Consider the following 20804-nt stretch of genomic DNA (forward strand, 5'->3'; position numbering starts at 1 on the left):
CCATAGAAAAGAAACAGGAAATAATTTCGATTGGGCTTATTAGCCCAATCTTTATGTGGCCTAGGAAATAATACGGATTGGAGGGAAAATGCGTTTACCATTTTCAGTGACAGTAAAAAACTGACTAACGTCATAACCCGGTGCTATTTCTCCACCTTCATAAACATTTATACCAATAGCATTGAGAGTTGCTGTGCTGTTAATTGTTGTTGCGCGAATAGTATTAACACTGGGAGAAAGAGCTAATATGCTAGGCCGGTAAAACCGCCCACTTCATACCCTGATGCAAAAACAGAGCCATTACCATTAATATCAATAGCGTCAACATTCAAATGAATTCCTTTCACAGAGACTGTACTATTAATGACGAAGAAACCGAAAGCTCCAACGTCATTTGATTCTCCACCAATATTTTCTGCGGTGACTTGAATAGTATCCCTGGCTTCACCAATGGAAGGAGATATACCCAAGTTATAATTAATTGAAGCAGAGCTGCGCTCAGCATATACACCCAAAGCAGTACTACCAAGGCTGTTTACTCCTCCTATACTATGTGCTTCAACATTAAACGCTGCGGGAACCTTTGGATCAATATTAGGATGACGAAGCATTTCTTCCGGGAGTCTTTCAGGAGACAAGGATGACTTAAAGATAGTTACTTGACTATCTTCTAGAAGAATACCTTCAGCGAAAGCCTGTTCACCGCCTGAATTATAAGCATTTACATCTAGACGTCTGTTTTTAATTTCTACATTCTTACTTTGGAATATCACAATTCCTTGTGCAATAGCAGGATCATCTATATTTTGTGTCGCTTCTACCAGAATATTATTATTTAATAAATGAATATTAGTGGAGTTGTGCACGAAAATACCGGAAGGAGTGCCAATAAGTGACTCTTTATTTTCTAAAAAAGCTATCACATCGCTACTTTCTATAGTGATATTGTTGGCCCCTTCAATTTCAATGGCAGAACGATATCCAGTTAGATTGCTGTATTGGCCAATCTTCGAATTAGTAATACGGATGTTCGAACCACGGATAATTAAACCGGCTAGATTTTCTCCATTGTTATTGAGTAGGGTGACTGAATCGATCGTATCGTTTCCTGAAAGAATGAGAGACCCTATGATGGTTTCATTCTGTCGCGCTTTGTAATCACCATTGCGACCGTAAATGGATTGTCCTTCGTTCAATGAAAGGGTAGAAAGTAATGCAGTGGTATGCGAGCGCATAGATGAAACGCTATTGAGAGTACCATATGTAGCTGGACCAAGATAAAAATTGGCATTAGGTGAAAAACTATCGATGGCATCGAGAGTTAATTGATTAAAAGAAGTACTGTTACATTTGTTTTCAAAGGTACAATTGCTCAAGCCATTGGCGGCGACAAAAGGAGCGCCACTACTGCTGAAAAACCAAATATTATCACGAGTAAGTACCTGTACACCGGTATTAACGTAAGCCTGTTGGGTTGGAATACCAGCGCCTGTATTCCAGGTCCCCAGATGCCGTGGTATTGGATCCAGTAGGCGTTCATGAATATTGGGTTGCTCGCTTTTGGCAATACCTCCTAACGTGAGGCGAAGTGTCAATAATGCAGTATTTTTTTGGACTCTGTCATAGCTATCACGCACGGAGACGGTAAAATATTGATTAAGAGGCATTTCCACTCCACCAATGATGCCATTGATATCTTGTGCTTCCTTAAAGGAAAAATGATAGCCACCTGCAAACAATCGAAGGTAACTTGTGTCTGGTGGGGTTAAACCGATGACGCCACAACGCCATTGCCTGTTTCTTCAACTAGATTTATCAAATTATCAAATTCACGATGACCGGAAAAACTTATATATTGCGTGGTTCCAATTTGTTGGCCTAAGAATGTGCTCTGAATTTTTTGTTTTGACGTGGGAAAATAGCCGTTAACATGGACGTCCCATAGATTCGTCATGAATTCTAGCCCGGGGTTAACGACAGAAAAACGCGGCCCCCGATCAACACGGTTAAAATCACCGAAAGTATAGACACCCCATAAGAAAGTATTATTATGAATACCACGATAGCCTGCGCCAATACTTTCCAACGAACCATCATCACTACCAATTTTTCCCAGTCCGTCTACATAGAAGATGCCATCCTGATTCCCATAAAACGGTAACATGGCATCCGCTTCGCCCAGTGTCCTGTCTCCAAAGTAAACCTCACCTAAGGCCCGTGGTATAAAAGGAAAAGGTCTGGGGCTGAAGTCTGCATGTACTGCGGTATTGGCAAGTAAAATAGAAAGACTTAAGAAAGTCAATGGTGGGGCGAAGTAGCGCATAAATCCTTTTAATCAAGCGATTATTTTCACTTAATTTATATACTATTCATTGTCGCTATTCAAACGCTACTTTAAAGATTACCTAGATTACCCCCATTTAATGATAATAATAATCCTTGACGATAAGCCTCGCAAGCCTCTGCTTGATTATTAAGGCATTCAAGTAATTTTCCGAGTTCTGCATAAGTTTCGGAACAGGGGCTAATGCTAATGCTTTTTTCAAAATAATGTCGAGCTTTGCCCCACAAATTATTAGTCATACTCAATCGTCCCAGGCATAGATACAATTCAGCAGAATCGGGATGTTTCTTAACCAGTGATTCGGCAAAAATTAAAGGCTTGTCTCCCAGTTTTAACTGGCCATACAAATTAATTAATTTTTCATTAAATGTTTTTCGCAGAATATGGCGAAGGATTGGTTCAACTTGTGCATCTTGATGTTGCTCTAATAAAGCATTGCAGTAAATGGTTATCAGTTCTGGATCATTGCGCAAGTCTTTCGGTAAGTTAGCTATCAGCTTATTTAAAGGTTCAATTTCAGCGGATTTTGCAAGCTCGGCGATAGCTCCCTGATAAGCTTGGTGACGTAATAAATGAAATGCTTTGTCCGAAAGTACCTGATTTTTTTTTAAAGCGGGCAATAAAGCAATTAATTGCTGCCAGTCTTTCACTTCTTTATAAAGTCGCATTAACAATTTAAGCACATAAGGATGATTAGGGGCTAAGTCTTGCAAATGTCGCAGTGTGGCAAGTGCCTGTTCCCATTGTTTATTCGCCAACTGTAACTGAGCTTGAGTCAGCTCAACTGCGATTTTGGCATCAGGCATGGATTGTTGAGCTTCACGTAGATAATCATCACGTAAATTATGATCGCCCATTTCTTGTGCAGCACGCGCGGCGGTTAAGTAATTTAACAAAGGCGAATCGGTATCAGGGAGAGCTTTAATTAAATAATTCTTAGCTTGAGCCCAATGCCCCTCACTAAATTCAATTAAGCCCTGTTGGGTTTTAGCCTGAGCTTTTTGCATGCGGCGTTTAGTTTGCCAATGACGAAATGCTTCCGGAATGTGGGTAATTTTGCTTACAATTAGCAGAAGTGTATGCAGTAGGAAAAAAGCGAGGATTAACCCTAAAATTGCCACCCATAAATTAGTTTCTATTGTCCAGTGATTAAGGGCAATTAGTAAATAGCCGGGGTCCCGATTTAACTGTACACCTATCCATACTGAAACAAGTAAAACCAAAAAAATTATTATTATACGTATCATTGTGACAGCTCTCCTTCTTTGAGAGCAGGTGTACTCAATTCCCTGCTTTTATTTTCAATTAGCTGATTAAGCAAAGGGAGCGCCTTATCCAGCGTAGGTTTAGCCACGTCTAGCTTTTGTTGTTGTAAAGTTTCTAACTGGTGAATTATAGTTTGTGTTGCTGGCGCTTTTTCGTCAAAGGCGCGTTTAATAGTGTTAATAGATTTCGTTAAGGCTATTTGATAAACCTTAGGATTATTGTGTAATAAAGCCCATTGTGCTTCTGCAAGATTCAGACGAATTACTTCTTCTAACAGGCTTTGTTGCAGTGGAGACAGCAGAGGTTCAATGGCTTCATCGTGACGTCGAATTACAATTAAATCCCCAAGGGAGTTCAAGCTTTGTTGTAAATGTTCACGCCAGGAAGTTTTTTTCTTTGCCTCTGCTTTGTTTTGTGTTTTGCCAAGTGGTTGCTTTAAGGGTAAATTAGACAAATTTCTTTCGGCTGCATCAAGTTGACTAAGTAAACCTGCTATGTCCACTCTAGGTGTGGCTTGTAATTGGGTAATTTCCTGAGCTATTGCTTGTCGAACAGTGAACACAGGCTGTTCAGATAAGCTTGATAATAAAGCATCGGCTTGTTTTAACAGTGCGATGCTGGTTTGCTGATCATTACTCCAATGCGCGTTGATTTGCGCGAGCTCCAGATAATAACGAGCTTTTAATAAATTCCAGTCTTCTCTTTGATACAGACGCTGCTGCATCGCAGTGCGCAATTCTTGATCGATGGCTTGTAGTTGACGCTGTAACTCGGTTTGTGCTTTAGTTAACGTTTCAACGCTGGTAGTAAGCGATTGCGCCTGCATTTGCTGTTGTTTTAAACGGTTGAATTCTGCAGTAAGCGAGTGTGTTTCCTTTTCTGCTTTCATTACAGATTGTTTATTCATATGCAATGAATAGATAGCAAAAATAAGCGCTATTAATGCCAGCAGGACAGCTAAGAGAACAATTCCTAAAGATAACTTAGGCGAATTAATTATTGAAACTGTTTCTGCTTTAGAAGTTGTCGTTTTCCTGGTGTTATCGAGATGAGGTTTTGATGATAACTTTTTAGTCTGTTCCTCTTTGTTATTTGCCATGAACTAATCCTTGATTAAATTGGTGCAAGCGTTGTAAAACAGTTTCAGGGCTACTTACTATAATTTGCTGAATTCCTAATAAAGCAGCAGCTTTTGCCAAGCGGTTACTAATAACCAGGCAAGGTGTGTGACAAAGCCAATCATGAGCTTTTTTGCCAAACATAGTAAAAATATTTTGCATAGCTTGTTGGCTTGTAAATAGTATAATATCCACAGCATTTTCCTGCCATAAGGAATGAAGATACTGCTGATCAAACTCAGGCATAACGCGCTTATAGACATCAATGCTCGTTAAATCAGCGCCTTTGGAAATTAAAGTTTGTGCAATATCTGCTCGTCCGTTCTTTCCTTTAAACAGAAAGAGGGATTTATTAGCGACGTCTTGTAAACAATCCAGTTGGAGCAAGGATTCGCTGGTTGATTCTTGCGGAATAAAATCTACTTTTATGCCATATTGTTCTAAAATTGCTGCTGTGGCATGACCTACGGCAATGACTTTAATTGCCTTTGGCCATTGAATTTTCTGTTTAGTTAAGGTGGCCAATAAATAGGTTACCGCATTGGCACTGATAAAAATGGCAAAGGTTGCGTTATTAAGTTCAGGGAGTGAAAATTCAATGGGTTCAATAGCTAACGCAGGACATTCAATAGCAATACCTCCCGCCTTTACAATGGTATCACTAAGCGATTTCCCTTGTGCCAAGGGACGAGTATTTAGAACCGATAAGCCTTGCAAACAATAATTCATGAGGTTTGACAGAGTAATTTTCCTGCCCCTTTGCTTAATAGTGTTTGGGCACAGTTATCGGCTAAACGCATCGCCTGAGATTGATGGTCTTGCTGGCTATCTTCAATCATGACAGTGCCATCCATATTCATTACTCGAGCTCTCAGTAACAGCTGCTCGTGAGGTTGAGGTTTACAGTAAACAGCAAGAGGAACATGGCAGTTACCTCCTAATAAGGCATTAACATGCCGTTCTGTCTGAACGCAAAGTGCTGAAAGAGGGTCATTTAGAGAGGCAAGAAGTTGGTGCAAGGCAGTGTCCTCAGTACGGCACTCAATGCCAAGTGCACCTTGCCCGCAAGCGGGCAACATTATCTCATCACTTAAAATTTCACAGACGTGCTCTTTCATCCCTAAACGCTCAAGTCCGGCGTAAGCAAGAATGATAGCATCATATTTCCCATTATGTAATTTTTCCAAGCGGGTATTCACGTTGCCACGCAAGGGTTTTACTATTAAATCCGGACGAATAGCCAACAATTGCGACTGACGTCTTAAGCTGGTAGTGCCTATTATGGCTTGCTGCGGTAACTGCTGTAATTTACAATGACTTCGACTGATAAGGGCATCAGCTGGATTATGACGTTTGCCGATGATTGGTAAGCAAAGACCTTGTGGGAAAGTAGCCGGTACATCCTTCATAGAGTGAACAGCAATATCGGCTTGCTTATCAAGAATCGCTTGCTCAAGTTCTTTAACAAAAAGACCTTTACCTCCTACCGCCTGTAATTTATCTTTTTGAAATTTATCGCCTGAAGTCAGCATGGGAACAAGTTCTACTCGTACCGGATGCAATTCTTTAATTTTATCGGCTATAAAATGTGCTTGCCATAAAGCCAGAGGGCTTTTTCTTGTAGCAATACGTAAGGTATCCATCTAGATTTCCATGACTATCATAGTTCATCACATTATTCAGTAAGTGGAGTGATACTTCAATTTGAAATTTATGAAATTCTTTCACACCCATGTAAAATAGTTAAATCAGGATCTATACGAATAGGGAAATGAATAATTTTAAAAAAATAATTAGCTACCTCGATAGTTCGATGCAGCGGAGTTTGTCAAACTCCGCCCACCAACTCATAGCAGTAGGTGCAATTGCCTTTTTTGGATTCCCATTGTTTTATTGGATTTGGGCGGTTTTCTTTCCTCAATACTATGAAACAATTAGTCTACGCCTGGTAGGAAGTTTACTCGGTTTGGGCTTGATGTTAACTCCTTACTGGCCTGCGGTATGTAAACCTTATTTGCCTGGTTATTGGTTTTTAACCATCTTGTATACTCTCTCCTTCTTTTTTGCTTATTCATTTCTAATGAATCAAGCCAGTGATATCTCGGCAATGTCCTTGCTGTGTAGTGTTTTCTTATTAGTCTTATTGGTTGATTTATTCAGTCTTACCGTATTGCTAGCTCTCGGATGGAGTCTTGCACTTATCTGCTATTATTTTACTTCACCTCAGCTTTATTTTGGTAAAGAGCATCTCGAAATGGCAATTGTATTACTCTTTGTTATCATTGCTGGTTCTACAGTTAATTATAAGACCGCCATGCTCCAGCAGCAGCGTTTAGCAGGTATGGCTGCCGCTGCAGGCATGATTGCACATGAGTTACGTACACCGCTGCTAGGTATTAAAAGTGGTGCAAAGGCAATGGCACATTATTTACCTCCTTTGTTTCAAGCTTATTATGTGGCCAAGCATCATGGGTTATTGGATTCTTCAATTCGTGAAACACGATTACAGCAGTTGAAAGTGGTCAGCGAGCGTATTATCAGCGAAATTGATTATGCTAACACTATAATTGACATGTTATTGATAAAGGCAGGGCGTGAAAACTCATTAGAAAACTGTGCGTTAGAAGTCTGCTCGATGGCGGATTGCTTAAAGGAGGCCCTTTCACGTTATCCTTTTAAATCAAATCAAGAGCGTTCTTTAGTAAATTTTCAGGGAGATTTTGTTTTCATTGGCTCAAAACTACTAATGCAGCATGTTCTTTTTAATCTTTTAAAAAATGCTCTGTACGTTATTGCCACAGCACAACGAGGGGAAATTACGATTTGGACAGAAATCGGAGAAAAATACAATACCCTTTATTTTAAAGATTCGGCGAAAGGTATGTCTTCTCAACAACTTTCGAAGTTATTCAATCATTTTTATACGACCACTTTTATGGGCACTGGGTTAGGATTATCGTTCTGTAAATTAGTAATGAGTCGTTTTGGTGGAGATATTCGCTGCGAAGCAGAGGAAGGAAATTATACACAATTTTTACTTTTTTTCCCGGTGATTTAGAGTAGGTTTATTGGTATTTGGGGAAATTTATCACCCATGTTATTTTATACGAATAAATTCGAGGATCTATGTTTTATTTAGAGTCTTTGAGAGTTGCTAGAATCCGCCGTACCACTTAGGTTCGCGGTAATATATTAGATAGCGTGGATGTCCGGACAAGCCGCGGCAAGTAAGCATTTGGCAGGAGCATGAAACCGGCAACGTCAAAAGCTCCTAATAAATTATTTTTAGTATTTATTTAAAGATTGAACTTGAATTAAGAGGATCTACGAGAGCTTTAAGTTTGAGATGGGGTCTGATGATGAGAGTTCATGGAATGTGAGTTGTTATAGTAAGGAACGCTGCTCAGGAGGAGCTATGCAATATTTTTCAATACCTACGTGCTATTTTCCGAGCACGGCGCTGTTTATTGATGACAGCCGTGATTTCTTATTAAACTTTGTTTTGCAGTTAGATGAAGGACTGGCTTACCGCGTATTTGATTCTCCCTTTGATGCTTTGGATTATATTAATAAAAAAGATTGTGAGCTGGTGATGTTAAGCCAGCGTTGTTTAAGTGAGTATACTGAAGCGAACAACTGTCCTCTTACGAATCACACAGTTAACCTTAATTTAAATGTAATTCATACGGAAATTTATAATCCAAAGCGTTTCTCCGAAATCTCGGTAGTGGTTGTTGATTATGCAATGCCCGGGATGGATGGAATAGAGTTTTGCCGCAGAATTGATAATACCAACATTAAAAAAATTCTGCTCACCGGCCAAGCCGATGAGAAAGTGGCGATTGAAGCATTTAATGAAGGATTAATACATCGTTACATCCAAAAAAGCGATCCTCATGTGGCTGAAATAATCACTAAAAGCATTTATGAGTTACAGCTTCAATATTTCCAGCTTATGTCGGATATGGTAGTACGCATGTTATCTGTAACGTCTCCTAGCTGTTTGCATGATAAGAAATTTGCCGACTTCTTCCGGCAACTCCGTCAAGAAAAAAGCATCGTTGAGTATTATTTGGCAGACAATTCAGGCAGTTTCTTGTTGCTGGATGATGATGCAAATGTAAATTTTCTCATTGTTAAAAATGAAGCAGACATGCGATTGCATTATGATTTTGCCTTGGATAATGGGGCCAGTGATGAGATTCTTGATCAACTTGCCAGTGCAGAAAAAATTCCTTGCTTCTGGCAAGCAACAAGCCGATCTCCAGAGTGGAATAATTGGACTTCTTGCTTGGTTCCTGCTCATCGCTTTATATCCCAGGAAACTTATTTCTATGCCTATGTGCCAGGTTCTGCCTTATTTGATGTGCATCAGGATAAAATTGTATCTTACCATCGTCATTTGGAGGAAATTGATGCAGAGGAATTGTTATTGACAACAAGCGAATCCCTCAGTTGAACCACGAGATGATTTTATCCAAGCAGAATAGTAATCAGGGCAAATAAAAAGTTCTCCTGGAGGTATGAAAATTTTTCAGGGGCCTCGGTTAATGATGAATAAAGGAAGATTACGTCTGCTTGTTTTAATAGCTAACAAACAGTTAACTATTCGCAGTAACTCATCGTGTTGATGATTTGAATTTACAGATAAACGAATAAGCGCATTATTTTTAGGCGTTGCGGGTGCACAAAAGACTGCACCATGTATATCAGCTCTTTCAAGTGCATTACGCAACCATATAGTATTGGCTTCTGTACCTGTATGAAGTGGAATAATTTGAGAGTTGCTCCCGCCCAAATAAAAGCCCGCTTGTTCCAAAGACGTTCGCAAAAAAATGGCATTACTATGTAATTTTTCACGGCGCCATTCTTCCTTGGTAATAATGTTAATGGATGCGTTAAAACCCGCTAAATCATGGGGTAAAAGAGTAGAGCTAAATATCGTGGGTAGAGCCGTATAACGAATCAATTCAATTAAATGGCGATTCGCAAGAATTACACCGCCTCGCCCTGATAATGCTTTGGCCAGACTTGCAGTAATAATATCAATTTCATTGGTCAAACCTAAGGCTGCGACTAGTCCACTTCCTTGTGGACCATGCGTTCCTAAGGAATGCGACTCATCAACAATCAACAAGCAATTGTATTTTTTTGCCAGTTTCACATAGTCTTTTATGGGACTAACTGTGCCGGTAGTGCTGTAGACGGAATCGACAGCGATAATGCCAGAACCATATCGTTGCAAGCGCTTTTCGAGGGAAGCGATAGAGTTATGTTGAAACGGAACGGGTTTGGCATTGGCTGCTTTAACCCCTTCCCAAAAAGACATATGGGTATAAATATCTAAATAAACTGGTAAGTGACGAGAAGCCAGAGCCTGAATTAAGCCTATGTTGGCACACCAGCCTGATTGGGCTAATAGACAAGCCGGATAACCTGTAAAATTTGCAAATTGTTGTTCACAGGCGGCAAGTAAACTATCATCGGTTAAAAAAACAGGGGATTGCATTTGACCATTGCCGTAGGTCATCATTGCAGTCACTTGGGCATTGATAAGTTCAGGATGACGGCTAATGTGTAAATAGTCATTACTGGTTAACATCAACGCATTCTCTGCAGGTGTTTTGCCTTTTAAAATGTGCTGCCCTTGCCAGGATTGTTGTACTCTGCCCTCAAAATATTGCTCCATGGCGCGCTGAATGAACGGAGGGAAAGCATGGGCATTTTTAGCAGTGATTTTTGATGCGTGGTTAAACAAATATCCTCTATTATACTCTACCATCAAGTAGTTAATCCTGTGTACGACTGGTATGATCAATCGCTCTTATTTTCGATTACTGTTACATTAATCAAAATAATAGAGCGCTGCGTTTGTTTTGTAAATAGAACAAAATAGCTGGCTGGCTTTTGCAGTTAGAGAACACTTATTTTTTAATACACTACGGGTGATCCTCTGTTGAATATAGAAATATCCCTTGATCTAACTGGAAATACGCATTGCATGTCGGTATGATTTTTAAATCATAAGAAAAAAGGCTAAATCATGCGTCTTAGGGTATTAATATTGGGTTTTGTAATTTCGTTGAGTGTTTCTGCTACTGAGGATTTTGATCGCCAGCAAATTGAACAACGTATTCAACCCATAGGTAAAGTCAGATTACAGGAACAGAAGACAGCCGCTCCAGCTGCTACAATGCAACCCGCAGAAACTGAAACAACGGCTGCAAAACAGGAAGAGCCCGGACAGGCAATTTATGAAAAATACTGCAGCGTTTGTCATCGAGACGGCGTTGCTGGGGCGCCGAAATTTCGTGTTGCTGCGGATTGGAAAGAACGGCTTGCTACTAAAAAATTTGAAGGTTTAACGGCTTCAGCGATTAAGGGAATTAATGCCATGCCTCCTAAGGGAACCTGCATGGAGTGCAGTGACGAAGAGATTAAAGACGCAGTTCAATATATGTTGCCTCAATCATGACAAAATCTAGTTATAAACGCTGGCAAATGTTGCTATTTTTGCTGAGCTTAACCGTGCTGGGAAGCTCTTTTTATTTTCAGTATATCGCAGGTCTTGCTCCTTGCCCTTTATGTTTAATGCAACGGTTATGTGTTTTTTTACTCGTTGTAGTGGGTTTTGTTGGTCTTTTAATCAATTACTTAAAAGCAGGTAAATTATTAGCCGTTTTACAAATTGGAGTGGCCTTGGGCGGGTTATTTTTTGCAGGTCGCCAGTTGTGGTTGCAGTCATTGCCTGGTGATCAAATGCCAGCATGTTTGCCAGAGCTCGATATTCTTGTCCGCTATTTTCCCTGGCGTGATGTATTTCATGCGCTTCTCTGGGGGGCTGGTGATTGTGCTGAAATTTCCTGGAAATGGCTGGGATTAACAATGCCGGGCTGGGCTGCCTTATACTTTTTGTTCATGTCACTGACAGGTGCATGGATTTTTTGGCAATTAAATAGAATAAGGCGGGATGTTTCCTGACATGTCTGGGTGTAAAAAGGCGATAATTTACTGGCAAATAAACAATCACTTGGCTATTATCTCATCCCATATCGTTTTTTGCCAGTCAATTATGACAAATCAGTTTCATTGTGAAGTTTTAAAGCGTCATACTTATACCCAGGCTCGCGTTACTCGTGTTAGTACTCCTCATGGTGATTTTATTACACCCTCCTTCATGCCAGTGGGAACTCGTGCAGGTGTGAACAATATGACACCTCAAGAACTATTACGGGCAGGCAGCCAAATTATTTTAGGTGGAAATACCTATCATATGCTTTGTGCGCCTGGTATGAAGGTTATAGAAGAAGCAGGAGGGATGCATGCTTTTATGGGATGGCATGGGCCGATGCTCACCGATAGTGGTGGATTTCAAGTGTTTAGTTTGTCTAAAAATAAGGAAATTTGTGTCATTGACGAAGAGGGGGCACATTTTAAATTACCGGGCTCTAACCGTTTGATTCATATGACACCAGAAATGTCACTTGAAACACAGAAAATTATTGGGGCCGATATTATTATGGCCTTTGATCAATGCACACCCGATAGCTGCGCACGTGACGAAGTACAACATATTATGACGCGCACTCATCGCTGGCTTAAACAATCAGTAGCCTATCATCAACAATTCCCCACTTCTCGTTACGGAGCGCGGCAGGCACTCTTTGGCATTATTCAAGGCGGAATCTATGAAGATTTACGTCGTGAAAGCGCAGAATTTATTGCCTCTATGGACACTGATGGTCTTGCCATTGGGGGTGAAACAATCGGTTTTAATATGGACACCACGGTAGAGGTTATTCGTTGGATTCGAGAATTTTTGCCAGAGAATAAGCCGCGCTACACGATGGGGGTGGGTATGTCGCCTCAGGATTTACTGGATGTTGTGGCTGAAGGGATTGATATGTTTGATTGCGTTGCACCGACACGTAATGCTCGTCACGGTGCCTTGTATTGTGGTGAAATTGTGAAAAAAGGGCATTGGCTCAAATTTGAAAGTCCTTATGAAAATGAACGTATGCAAATTAAGAAAGCCTGTTTTGCACAAGATCTGCAACCTATCATGGAAAGCTGCTCTTGCTATACTTGTACACATTATTCCCGGGCTTTTTTGTATCATCTGAGCAAGCAGAAGGCCAATTTGTTTACTGCATTGGCAAGTATTCATAATATCCATGTAATGCACGAGGTTTGTGCTAGAATGCGCGACCTAATTATGGCTTAATTTTTAAGAAAGACAGGAGATTTTTAATGATCGTAATTGCCACTTCAAAAGGCGATATTCGCATACAGTTGGATGAAGAAAACACACCAACGACTGCACAAAATTTTCTTAATTATGTGCGCAGCGGTTTCTATAATAATACTATCTTTCATCGCGTCATTGATGGGTTTATGATCCAGGGTGGTGGTTTGACGGCTGATATGACGCAAAAACCTACGGAACCTGCAATAAAGAATGAAGCAAAATTTGCCAAGCCCAATAAACGAGGCACTATTGCCATGGCTAGAACCATGGATCCACACTCAGCCACTTCACAATTTTTTATAAATGTTGCTGACAATGCTTTTCTTAATTTCACTGGTGAACACGCACAAGGTTATGGTTATTGTGTATTTGGAGAAGTCGTTGAGGGTATGGATGTCGTTGATGCTATAGTAAAAGTAAAAACAGGCCAGCGGATGGGCCATGCTGACGTGCCTGTGGAAGAAGTGGTAATTCATGAAATCCGTGAAGTTTAACAGGATTTGTTGACATTTAATGGATGGGTCAACAAGCGTCGAGTAGCGATCGCTATATCCTGCGACTCCTCCTGAATCGTCTACATATCTTGTAAAACCAAGTCCAGCTTTACTTTCCAACGTTTGCGGAATTCAGCTAAAAATACAGGATTCCGCAGACAAGATCTGAGTAATCCGCAAAAAAATTTTATACATTTCTACGTGTGTCACCTGCGATGTCGCTTCCTTAAACTTTTTGAATAGTCAAATTTTGGCATTTCAATGTGATAAATGATGGCTATGACCCGTACAGTAAAAATAGTAACTAAAGTAATCATGACATTAATATTTTTGGGAACATTGAAATGTGCCAGGGCAATAAATAATAAAGCTCCCACCAGTGCAATGGTCGCATAAAGTTCCTTGCGCAAGACGAGAGGAATATCATTACACAAAATGTCTCTTAACATTCCGCCGCAAATTCCTGTAATCATACCGCTTATAATTGCCATACCCGGTGAATATCCATTGGTTAAAACTTTTTGCGCGCCAATAATAACAAAAGCAGATAAGCCCAAGGCATCAAGAATAAGAAAAACTTTCATAATACGGACTAAGGAATGAGCAATAAAGATGGTGACAAAGGCAAAGGCGGACGTATAAAGAATATATTCGGGATGGGCAACCCATGTTAAAGGGTGGGTATCGAAAAGGACGTCCCTGACAGTTCCCCCACCAAGCGCTGCAATACAAGCAATGAGCATGACACCAAAAAAATCCATTTTTTTTCTACCAGCAGCGATGGCACCAGTAATTGCCTCTACACAAATGCCCATGATAAAGAGATAATGTAACAACATAATGGGTGTATTGCTCTAAAAAGGCGCAATCATATCATTGTTTATTGAGTTGGCGAAATAGCTTGATTACGCTAGGCTTATAATAGTGCAATCTCATATTAGTTATAGTAAGAAGGAAGATTAGATGAGTAATGAACATCATGAGCATACATTTCTTGAGGCTGTTGACAATGACACAAGAGCTAATATTCTTCGTTTAGATCAAAAACTTAAAGGATTGCAAGCCGAAATCAGCGCAAAAATTGATGCGATGGGGCTATCAACTGATGAAGCTTCAAATGAACGTAAAAAACAGTTAATTACTCTTTTCGATGAAGTAAAAAAAGCAATTGAAGGAATACAGCGGTTAGTTAATTTAGCGGTTGCGGATGAGTTTTCAGTGAGCGAGTTTAATGAAATAAATCATGATAAAATAGAAGCTCTACGGGAAATGTTTAAAGAAAGTGCTGATAAGATAGCGCTTATTAAAGAAAAATTTTAGAGTTTTACATTGACACCTTTCTGATTGCCTGTGAGTAAACTTTTCATAGTTACCTTGAAAGTAAATCCTTCCAGTTTGTGAAAAAAAGATTAATTAGGTATAATCCAAAGCCGAATAGGAAGTAAGGTAATCAATACATCGCTGCCTTTTCCTATTTTTGAATTATTTATAGTATTCAGTCTTTAAAAGTTTAAAATTTTGGTGCAAACTACAGTGAGCCTTACTGTATTGCTTTAAATAATTTAAGTCCAAACTAACAGAAGGGTCTTTTAATGAAAAAAATAGCAATAGTAATAGGTTGTTTAATACCTCTATTATCGTTCGCTACTACTGTAGAAAGCGACAAGGCCTTGGATACATTTCAAGAGTTATGCGCTAAAGAAAAAGATCCCCTCAAACGCCAAAATTATTGCCATATCCTTGATCAAAAAAACCATTCCCAAGCTATTCTTAGTGATATCAGGCCGGACACAGTGATTGTTTAGGGGGAGCGCGGATACTAACGTTTCACTACCCAGGACCCAGGAATAATACAGGGGGTGACAATTCACTCCCTGTCCTACGTGCCGCAACCTATAGCTTTTATCACTTCACTCTGGGACTTAATTTTATTTTATCAATTATGTTGCTCACTTCTGAAATGGAGCTAATGGAATCTAGAATGATTTTTTTATGTTCGGCAGAAGCAACTTCCCCCGTTAGGTAGACTTGGTCATTTTTTGTTTTTACGTCAATTGTCCATGCGGGAAAATTTCTATCTAAAATCTTTTCACGGATAAGAGTTCCTTTAATTTTTGCTGTGAGTTGAAGATCTTTTAAGGAATCATGACGGCCTATAATGGTTAAGTTATCTACATTTACTGCGGTGACACCTTCGGTTGACTCAACGAGGGTCACTACTTTTTCATAATCTATCTCTGAATCTAACTCACCAAAGAGATAAATGGAGCCATTAGAAACTTTCATTTTAACTTTGTTCATACATTCCCGAGTATTGGCTAAATAGTAGTCTTTAAAGCAGGTTTACTCACCGACAGCAGTTGATAAGAAATTTGTTTCGCACTTGCTGTAACAAAACTAATGGAAGCAATTTGCCAGTTGAATTGTTGATTTTTATTTGCAAAAGCAACTAAGGTCAAACTAATGCAAGCAACTGCAAGGGCAAGTTTTACAGTGATTAATTTATCCATCTTCTCCTCCTTGAGCAATCCCTTAGCCTAATTCCATGGCTTGGTTTTTAAGCATAGACAAGAAAAATTTATTCTTCAAATAAGAAGACATTTTAATTAGGTTCGACAACCTAGCTAATTAAACATTGCTTTGTAGTTACAGCTTTTATATAATCAACGCCTAGTTGCGAGAAAGAACGAATAATAGGCACGTAGCTCAGTGGTAGAGCACCACCTTGACATGGTGGTGGTCGGTGGTTCGATCCCACTCGTGCCTACCAAAATTAAACCCTGCAAGGCAGGGTTTTTTTTTCGCAGTAACAATGAATTCTTTCTATAAAAAATACAGGGCTAGATATCAATAGCTATTGCCACTATGATTAAGAAATTTTTATCTGCCTGAGGGATGGATATAACATGCCAAACATTAAATTGCCGGATGGAAATCTCAAGCATTTTGAACATTCAGTTTCAGTTTATGATGTAGCCCAAAGTATCAGTTCAGGATTGGCCAAAGCTGCACTAGCTGGCAAGGTTAATGGCAAATTGGTAGACACGAGTTACCTTATTCAAGATGACTGTGAGCTGGTTATTATCACAGAAAGACAAGAACCAGAAAGTCTTGAAGTCATACGCCATTCTACGGCTCATTTGTTGGCACAGGCTGTTAAACAATTATTCCCAACTGCTCAGGTGACTATTGGTCCTGTTATTGAGGATGGCTTTTACTACGACTTTGCCTTTGCCAGATCATTCACGCCTGAGGATTTAGAGCAAATAGAGGCTAAAATGTATGAATTGGCTAAGGCAGATTATCCCATCACGCGACGAGAAATGCCTCGAGATGAAGCTATTGCTTATTTTCGTAGCTTAGGGGAAGAGTATAAGGCCAAAATTATTGCCAATATTCCTGAAGGAGAAGTCCTTTCTCTTTATAAACAGGGAGATTTTGAAGATCTTTGTCGGGGACCGCACGTTCCTTCCACGGGGTACTTAAAAGCATTTAAATTAACTAAATTGGCCGGTGCTTATTGGCGTGGTGATTCACGTAATGAAATGCTGCAGCGTATTTATGGCACAGCGTGGCCAGATAAAAAATCGCTCAATAGTTATTTACATCGCATGGAAGAGGCGGAAAAACGTGATCACCGTAAGTTAGGTAAGGCCCTTGATCTCTTTCACTTTCAAGAAATTGCACCAGGAATGGTGTTTTGGCACCCAAAAGGGTGGATTATTTATCAAACTCTTGAGCAATACATGCGTGGCAGACTTGCTGATTTTGGTTATCAGGAAATTAAAACGCCTCAATTGGTTGATAAGGTTTTATGGGAAAAATCCGGTCATTGGGCTAATTTTCGTGAGGAAATGTTTGTTACTGAAACTGAAAATCGTGAATACGCTGTAAAACCAATGAATTGTCCTTGCCATATCCAGATTTTCAATCAGGGGCTAAGAAGTTATCGTGATTTACCCATACGCCTGTCTGAATTTGGTAATTGCCATCGTTGTGAACCCTCAGGTTCTTTGCATGGATTGATGCGTGTGCGCAATATGGTGCAAGATGATGCTCATATTTTTTGTACAGAAGAGCAGATACAATCTGAAGTAGCCATGATGCTTGAGTTGGTACAATCTGTTTATGCTGATTTTGGCTTTACACAGATAAAATATCGCTTGGCTTTGCGTCCTGAGAAACGCGTTGGCGGTGATGCCGTTTGGGATAAGGCGGAAGATGCTTTAAAACATGCTATGCTTGATAGAGGAATTGAATGGGTAGATGCGCCCGGAGAAGGTGCTTTTTACGGACCCAAAATAGAATGCTCTCTTGCAGACAGTCTTGGCCGAATCTGGCAATGTGGGACTATTCAGGTAGATTTTTCTATGCCAGAAAGACTGGAAGCGCAGTATGTGGCTGAAGACGGTAGCCGTAAAACGCCAGTAATGTTACATCGCGCCATCCTTGGCTCATTCGAACGGTTTATGGGAATTTTAATTGAGCATTTTGCCGGTCGTTTTCCCCTATGGTTGGCACCTGTTCAAGCAATGGTTCTGACCATTAGCGAAAAACAGGATAATTTTGCTCAAAAGATAACGCAAATTTTGCAAAAGCAAGGTATTCGTGCAAATTTCGACTTGAGAAATGAAAAAATTGGCTTTAAAATTCGCGAGCATACTTTGCAAAAAGTCCCCTATTTACTCATTATAGGCGATAAAGAAGTCGAAAATAATGCAGTATCTGTACGCACGCGTGAAGGTGTGGATTTGGGGGTGATGAATATTAATACAATTTGTGATACCTTACAGCGTGAAATAGCAGCAAAGGTGTTTAACCATTTGGAGGATTGAACTATTAGTGCATCAAATAAGCGTGATAGCGATCGCGCGCGAGTTAATGAACAGATCAATGTACCTGAGGTACGCTTAATTGATGTCGATGGCAATCAGGTGGGAATTGTATCAACGCGAGAAGCTTTACGAGCAGCAGAAGAAGGTGGCTATGATTTGGTTGAAATCTCACCAACTGCCAAGCCTCCTGTTTGCCGTATTATGGATTATGGTAAATTTCTCTTTGAATTGAGTAAAAAACAAGCGGAAGCCAAGAAAAAGCAGAAGCAAATTCAAGTCAAAGAGCTAAAATTCCGTCCCACGACGGAAACTGGAGATTATCAGGTCAAGCTACGCAACCTGATTCGTTTCCTTAATCATGGTGACAAAGTCAAAGTAACGTTACGCTTTCGTGGTCGAGAAATGGCTCATCAAGAAATTGGTATGAAACTCATGGAACGCTTACTGCAAGACACAGCAGAGCACGCTGTTGTTGAACAACAAGCCAAACGTGAGGGTCGTCAATTATTGATGGTATTGGCACCTAAGAAGAAATAGGTTCTTTTCAATCATTGCGAATGGCGTTGAATCGAAAGAGAGCCTGAGAGTAGTTGTGAGTATTGGATTAAACCAATAGATAGCTACATTTTTTATAAGTAGCAGAACAAATGCGGAGTATTATGTTATGCCTAAATTAAAGTCACATCGTGGCGCCCAAAAGCGCTTTCGTAAGACAGCAAGTGGATCTGTCAAGCGCCGTGGTGCTTATAGAAACCATATCCTCACTAAAAAATCAACCAAGCAAAAGCGCCATCTTCGAGTTGGTGCCAGTAGGTTGAAAGAATGTGATGCACGTTTAGCTAAACGTATGTTGCACGGTAGTTAAGGGGAGGATAAGAAATGCCAAGAGTTAAACGTGGTGTGACTGCTAAAGCACGTCATAAGAAAATTTTAGATCAAGCCAAAGGTTATTACGGTGCCCGTAGTCGTACCTATCGCGTTGCCAAACAAGCAGTGATTAAAGCTGGTCAATATGCTTATCGTGACCGCCGTCAGAAAAAGCGCCAGTTTCGCGCCTTATGGATTACCCGTATCAATGCGCAGGCCCGTGAGTGTGGTTTGTCTTACAGTCGCTTAATTGCTGGTTTGAAAAAAGCCGCCATTGAGTTGGATCGTAAAGTACTGGCTGATATGGCTGTATATGATAAGTCCGCTTTTGCAGCAATCGCTGAAAAAGCAAAAGCAGCACTTGCATAACGAGTAAATATCGTGATAACTAAGAGCTTTGCAAACCATTGCTAAAAACTGCTGGTAACGCTAGTTAAGTTTCAATAATTAGCCCAGTTAAGTGAAACAATGGTTTGTAGCAGCTCAACAAGGAGGCTGTAGCCTCCTTTTTTACATGTAGGTTTTTAATCATGCAAGATATCATTCTGTTACAGCAACAAGCAGCTGATGCGATTGCTAAAGCGCAAGAAATTTCTGCATTAGAAGCAATCCGGGTGGATTATTTAGGGAAAAAAGGCCAGCTTACTGAAATTCTTAAAAGTTTGGCAAATTTATCAGCTGAAGAAAAACCCAAAGTAGGACAACTGGTCAATCAAGCTAAGCGAGAGATAAGTGCGCTTATTGAAGAAAAAATGTTACAGCTTAAAGAAGTGCAACTACAGAAGAAACTGGATGCTGAAAGGATTGATGTCACTTTACCGGGTCGAGATGCTAAAAGTGGCTCTTTGCATCCTGTTACCCAAGTTAAACAAAAAATTACTGATTATTTTACGCGGCTGGGCTTTGATATTGTGACAGGACCTGAGATTGAAACCGAGTTTTATAATTTTGAAGCTTTAAATATTCCAGAGCACCATCCAGCTCGAGCAATGCATGATACTTTTTATTTCGGTGATGGCCATTTACTGCGTACTCACACATCTCCGGTACAAATTAGAGTGATGGAAAACCGTACTCCACCCTTGCGATTGATTGCTCCTGGACGCGTTTATCGTTGTGACTCAGATGTAACTCATACCCCAATGTTTCATCAAGTAGAAGGGTTGTTAATTGATAAACAAGCAACACTTTCTGACTTAAAGGGTTTATTGCAGGATTTTTTTGCCAACTTTTTTGGTCGCAATCTAGCTTTGCGTTTTAGACCCTCATACTTCCCATTCACCGAGCCCTCGGCTGAGGTGGATATTGAATGTACTCAATGCTCTGGTAAAGGCTGCCGCTCCTGTAAATTTACTGGATGGTTAGAGGTATTAGGTTGCGGCATGGTTCATCCCAATGTATTAAAAGCGGTTAATATCTCTGCTGAAGACTATCAAGGGTGGGCTTTTGGTATGGGAATGGATAGACTAGCAATGCTTTACTTTGGCATTGATGATTTACGGATGATGTTTGAAAATGAAGTAACCTTTTTAAAACAATTTTAATTTGTCTTCTAACCCGTACAACCATTGCTAGTTAAGCAAGAGTTAAGTCAGGCAAGAGCGTAATCCAGTTGTCATGCAGCAGTAGCTG

The 20804-nt window shown here is 40.1% G+C and carries 23 protein-coding genes and 1 tRNA gene; 14 read left to right on the forward strand and 10 right to left on the reverse strand.

Features of this window, described 5'->3' with window-relative positions; genetic code table 11:
- Nucleotides 1–242 precede the first annotated feature (242 nt).
- From clem_RS02365 to hemC, 6 genes are all read right to left on the reverse strand, one after another.
- A complete protein-coding gene (locus clem_RS02365; RefSeq protein ID WP_094090145.1) occupies nucleotides 243–1739 on the reverse strand; it encodes a right-handed parallel beta-helix repeat-containing protein in 1497 nt (498 codons plus the stop codon).
- A gap of 26 nt (nucleotides 1740–1765) precedes the next feature.
- Nucleotides 1766–2323, reverse strand: coding sequence for an inverse autotransporter beta domain-containing protein (locus tag clem_RS02370; protein ID WP_094090146.1), 558 nt, complete (start codon nucleotides 2321–2323; stop codon nucleotides 1766–1768).
- Between the two features lie 71 nt (nucleotides 2324–2394).
- Complete coding sequence (locus clem_RS02375; protein WP_094090147.1) at nucleotides 2395–3591, reverse strand: heme biosynthesis protein HemY; 1197 nt, start codon at nucleotides 3589–3591, stop codon at nucleotides 2395–2397.
- Nucleotides 3588–4709, reverse strand: coding sequence for a uroporphyrinogen-III C-methyltransferase (locus clem_RS02380; RefSeq protein WP_094090148.1), 1122 nt, complete (start codon nucleotides 4707–4709; stop codon nucleotides 3588–3590). The genes clem_RS02375 and clem_RS02380 overlap by 4 nt, the downstream gene beginning before the upstream one ends.
- Complete coding sequence (locus clem_RS02385) at nucleotides 4699–5457, reverse strand: uroporphyrinogen-III synthase (protein WP_094090149.1); 759 nt, start codon at nucleotides 5455–5457, stop codon at nucleotides 4699–4701. Before clem_RS02385 ends, clem_RS02380 begins: the two co-directional genes overlap by 11 nt.
- Nucleotides 5454–6371, reverse strand: coding sequence for a hydroxymethylbilane synthase (hemC, locus tag clem_RS02390; protein WP_094090150.1), 918 nt, complete (start codon nucleotides 6369–6371; stop codon nucleotides 5454–5456). Before hemC ends, clem_RS02385 begins: the two co-directional genes overlap by 4 nt.
- Nucleotides 6372–6499: 128 nt before the next feature.
- On the opposite strand from hemC, the gene clem_RS02395 reads away from it, so the two are divergent.
- Together clem_RS02395 and clem_RS02400 are read left to right on the forward strand one after the other, a co-directional pair.
- Complete coding sequence (locus clem_RS02395) at nucleotides 6500–7786, forward strand: sensor histidine kinase (protein ID WP_094090151.1); 1287 nt, start codon at nucleotides 6500–6502, stop codon at nucleotides 7784–7786.
- 357 nt (nucleotides 7787–8143) lie between these two features.
- A complete protein-coding gene (locus clem_RS02400; RefSeq protein ID WP_094090152.1) occupies nucleotides 8144–9187 on the forward strand; it encodes a response regulator in 1044 nt (347 codons plus the stop codon).
- A 75-nt stretch (nucleotides 9188–9262) separates the two neighbouring features.
- Here clem_RS02400 and cqsA read toward each other — a convergent pair whose 3' ends face one another.
- Nucleotides 9263–10510: an alpha-hydroxyketone-type quorum-sensing autoinducer synthase gene (gene cqsA / locus clem_RS02405; RefSeq protein WP_094090153.1), complete on the reverse strand. Its 1248-nt coding sequence runs from the start codon at nucleotides 10508–10510 to the stop codon at nucleotides 9263–9265.
- A 261-nt stretch (nucleotides 10511–10771) separates the two neighbouring features.
- Here cqsA and clem_RS02410 point away from each other — a divergent pair, with 261 nt between their 5' ends.
- From clem_RS02410 to clem_RS02425, 4 genes are all read left to right on the forward strand, one after another.
- Nucleotides 10772–11203, forward strand: coding sequence for a c-type cytochrome (locus clem_RS02410; protein WP_094090154.1), 432 nt, complete (start codon nucleotides 10772–10774; stop codon nucleotides 11201–11203).
- Nucleotides 11200–11709 carry a disulfide bond formation protein B gene (locus clem_RS02415; protein WP_094090155.1) on the forward strand — a complete coding sequence of 170 codons (510 nt, stop codon included), beginning with the start codon at nucleotides 11200–11202 and terminating at the stop codon, nucleotides 11707–11709. Before clem_RS02410 ends, clem_RS02415 begins: the two co-directional genes overlap by 4 nt.
- Before the next feature lie 91 nt (nucleotides 11710–11800).
- Nucleotides 11801–12952 carry a tRNA guanosine(34) transglycosylase Tgt gene (gene tgt, locus clem_RS02420; protein ID WP_094092247.1) on the forward strand — a complete coding sequence of 384 codons (1152 nt, stop codon included), beginning with the start codon at nucleotides 11801–11803 and terminating at the stop codon, nucleotides 12950–12952.
- Nucleotides 12953–12978: 26 nt separating this feature from the next.
- Nucleotides 12979–13470: a peptidylprolyl isomerase gene (locus clem_RS02425; protein ID WP_094090156.1), complete on the forward strand. Its 492-nt coding sequence runs from the start codon at nucleotides 12979–12981 to the stop codon at nucleotides 13468–13470.
- A gap of 206 nt (nucleotides 13471–13676) precedes the next feature.
- On the opposite strand, the gene clem_RS02430 is transcribed toward clem_RS02425, so the two are convergent.
- The gene (locus clem_RS02430; protein WP_094090157.1) at nucleotides 13677–14309 is read right to left on the reverse strand and encodes a trimeric intracellular cation channel family protein; all 633 of its coding nucleotides are present in this window, start codon (nucleotides 14307–14309) and stop codon (nucleotides 13677–13679) included.
- A 124-nt stretch (nucleotides 14310–14433) separates the two neighbouring features.
- On the opposite strand from clem_RS02430, the gene clem_RS02435 reads away from it, so the two are divergent.
- Both clem_RS02435 and clem_RS02440 read left to right on the forward strand, forming a co-directional pair.
- On the forward strand, nucleotides 14434–14790 hold the full coding sequence (locus clem_RS02435) for a hypothetical protein (RefSeq protein WP_094090158.1): 357 nt from the start codon (nucleotides 14434–14436) through the stop codon (nucleotides 14788–14790).
- Nucleotides 14791–15062: 272 nt separating this feature from the next.
- Nucleotides 15063–15275, forward strand: a complete 213-nt coding sequence (locus tag clem_RS02440) for a nucleoside triphosphate pyrophosphohydrolase family protein (protein WP_094090159.1) — start codon at nucleotides 15063–15065, stop codon at nucleotides 15273–15275.
- A gap of 100 nt (nucleotides 15276–15375) precedes the next feature.
- On the opposite strand, the gene clem_RS02445 is transcribed toward clem_RS02440, so the two are convergent.
- Nucleotides 15376–15771: a BON domain-containing protein gene (locus tag clem_RS02445; RefSeq protein WP_094090160.1), complete on the reverse strand. Its 396-nt coding sequence runs from the start codon at nucleotides 15769–15771 to the stop codon at nucleotides 15376–15378.
- A 17-nt stretch (nucleotides 15772–15788) separates the two neighbouring features.
- Nucleotides 15789–15980 carry a hypothetical protein gene (locus tag clem_RS02450; RefSeq protein WP_094090161.1) on the reverse strand — a complete coding sequence of 64 codons (192 nt, stop codon included), beginning with the start codon at nucleotides 15978–15980 and terminating at the stop codon, nucleotides 15789–15791.
- Nucleotides 15981–16165: 185 nt separating this feature from the next.
- Between clem_RS02450 and clem_RS02455 the strand changes: the two genes are divergently transcribed.
- The 6 genes from clem_RS02455 to pheS all read left to right on the forward strand — a co-directional run bounded on the left by clem_RS02455 (nucleotide 16166) and on the right by pheS (nucleotide 20716).
- Nucleotides 16166–16240, forward strand: a tRNA-Val gene (locus clem_RS02455).
- 136 nt (nucleotides 16241–16376) lie between these two features.
- Nucleotides 16377–18305, forward strand: coding sequence for a threonine--tRNA ligase (thrS, locus tag clem_RS02460; RefSeq protein WP_094090162.1), 1929 nt, complete (start codon nucleotides 16377–16379; stop codon nucleotides 18303–18305).
- 3 nt (nucleotides 18306–18308) lie between these two features.
- On the forward strand, nucleotides 18309–18842 hold the full coding sequence (infC, locus tag clem_RS02465; RefSeq protein WP_094090163.1) for a translation initiation factor IF-3: 534 nt from the start codon (nucleotides 18309–18311) through the stop codon (nucleotides 18840–18842).
- A gap of 127 nt (nucleotides 18843–18969) precedes the next feature.
- Nucleotides 18970–19170: a 50S ribosomal protein L35 gene (gene rpmI, locus clem_RS02470; protein WP_094090164.1), complete on the forward strand. Its 201-nt coding sequence runs from the start codon at nucleotides 18970–18972 to the stop codon at nucleotides 19168–19170.
- 14 nt (nucleotides 19171–19184) lie between these two features.
- Nucleotides 19185–19541, forward strand: coding sequence for a 50S ribosomal protein L20 (gene rplT, locus clem_RS02475; protein WP_094090165.1), 357 nt, complete (start codon nucleotides 19185–19187; stop codon nucleotides 19539–19541).
- A 161-nt stretch (nucleotides 19542–19702) separates the two neighbouring features.
- Nucleotides 19703–20716, forward strand: a complete 1014-nt coding sequence (gene pheS, locus clem_RS02480; RefSeq protein WP_094090166.1) for a phenylalanine--tRNA ligase subunit alpha — start codon at nucleotides 19703–19705, stop codon at nucleotides 20714–20716.
- Nucleotides 20717–20804 lie beyond the last annotated feature (88 nt).

Source organism: Legionella clemsonensis, assembly GCF_002240035.1.
GTDB lineage: Bacteria > Pseudomonadota > Gammaproteobacteria > Legionellales > Legionellaceae > Tatlockia > Tatlockia clemsonensis.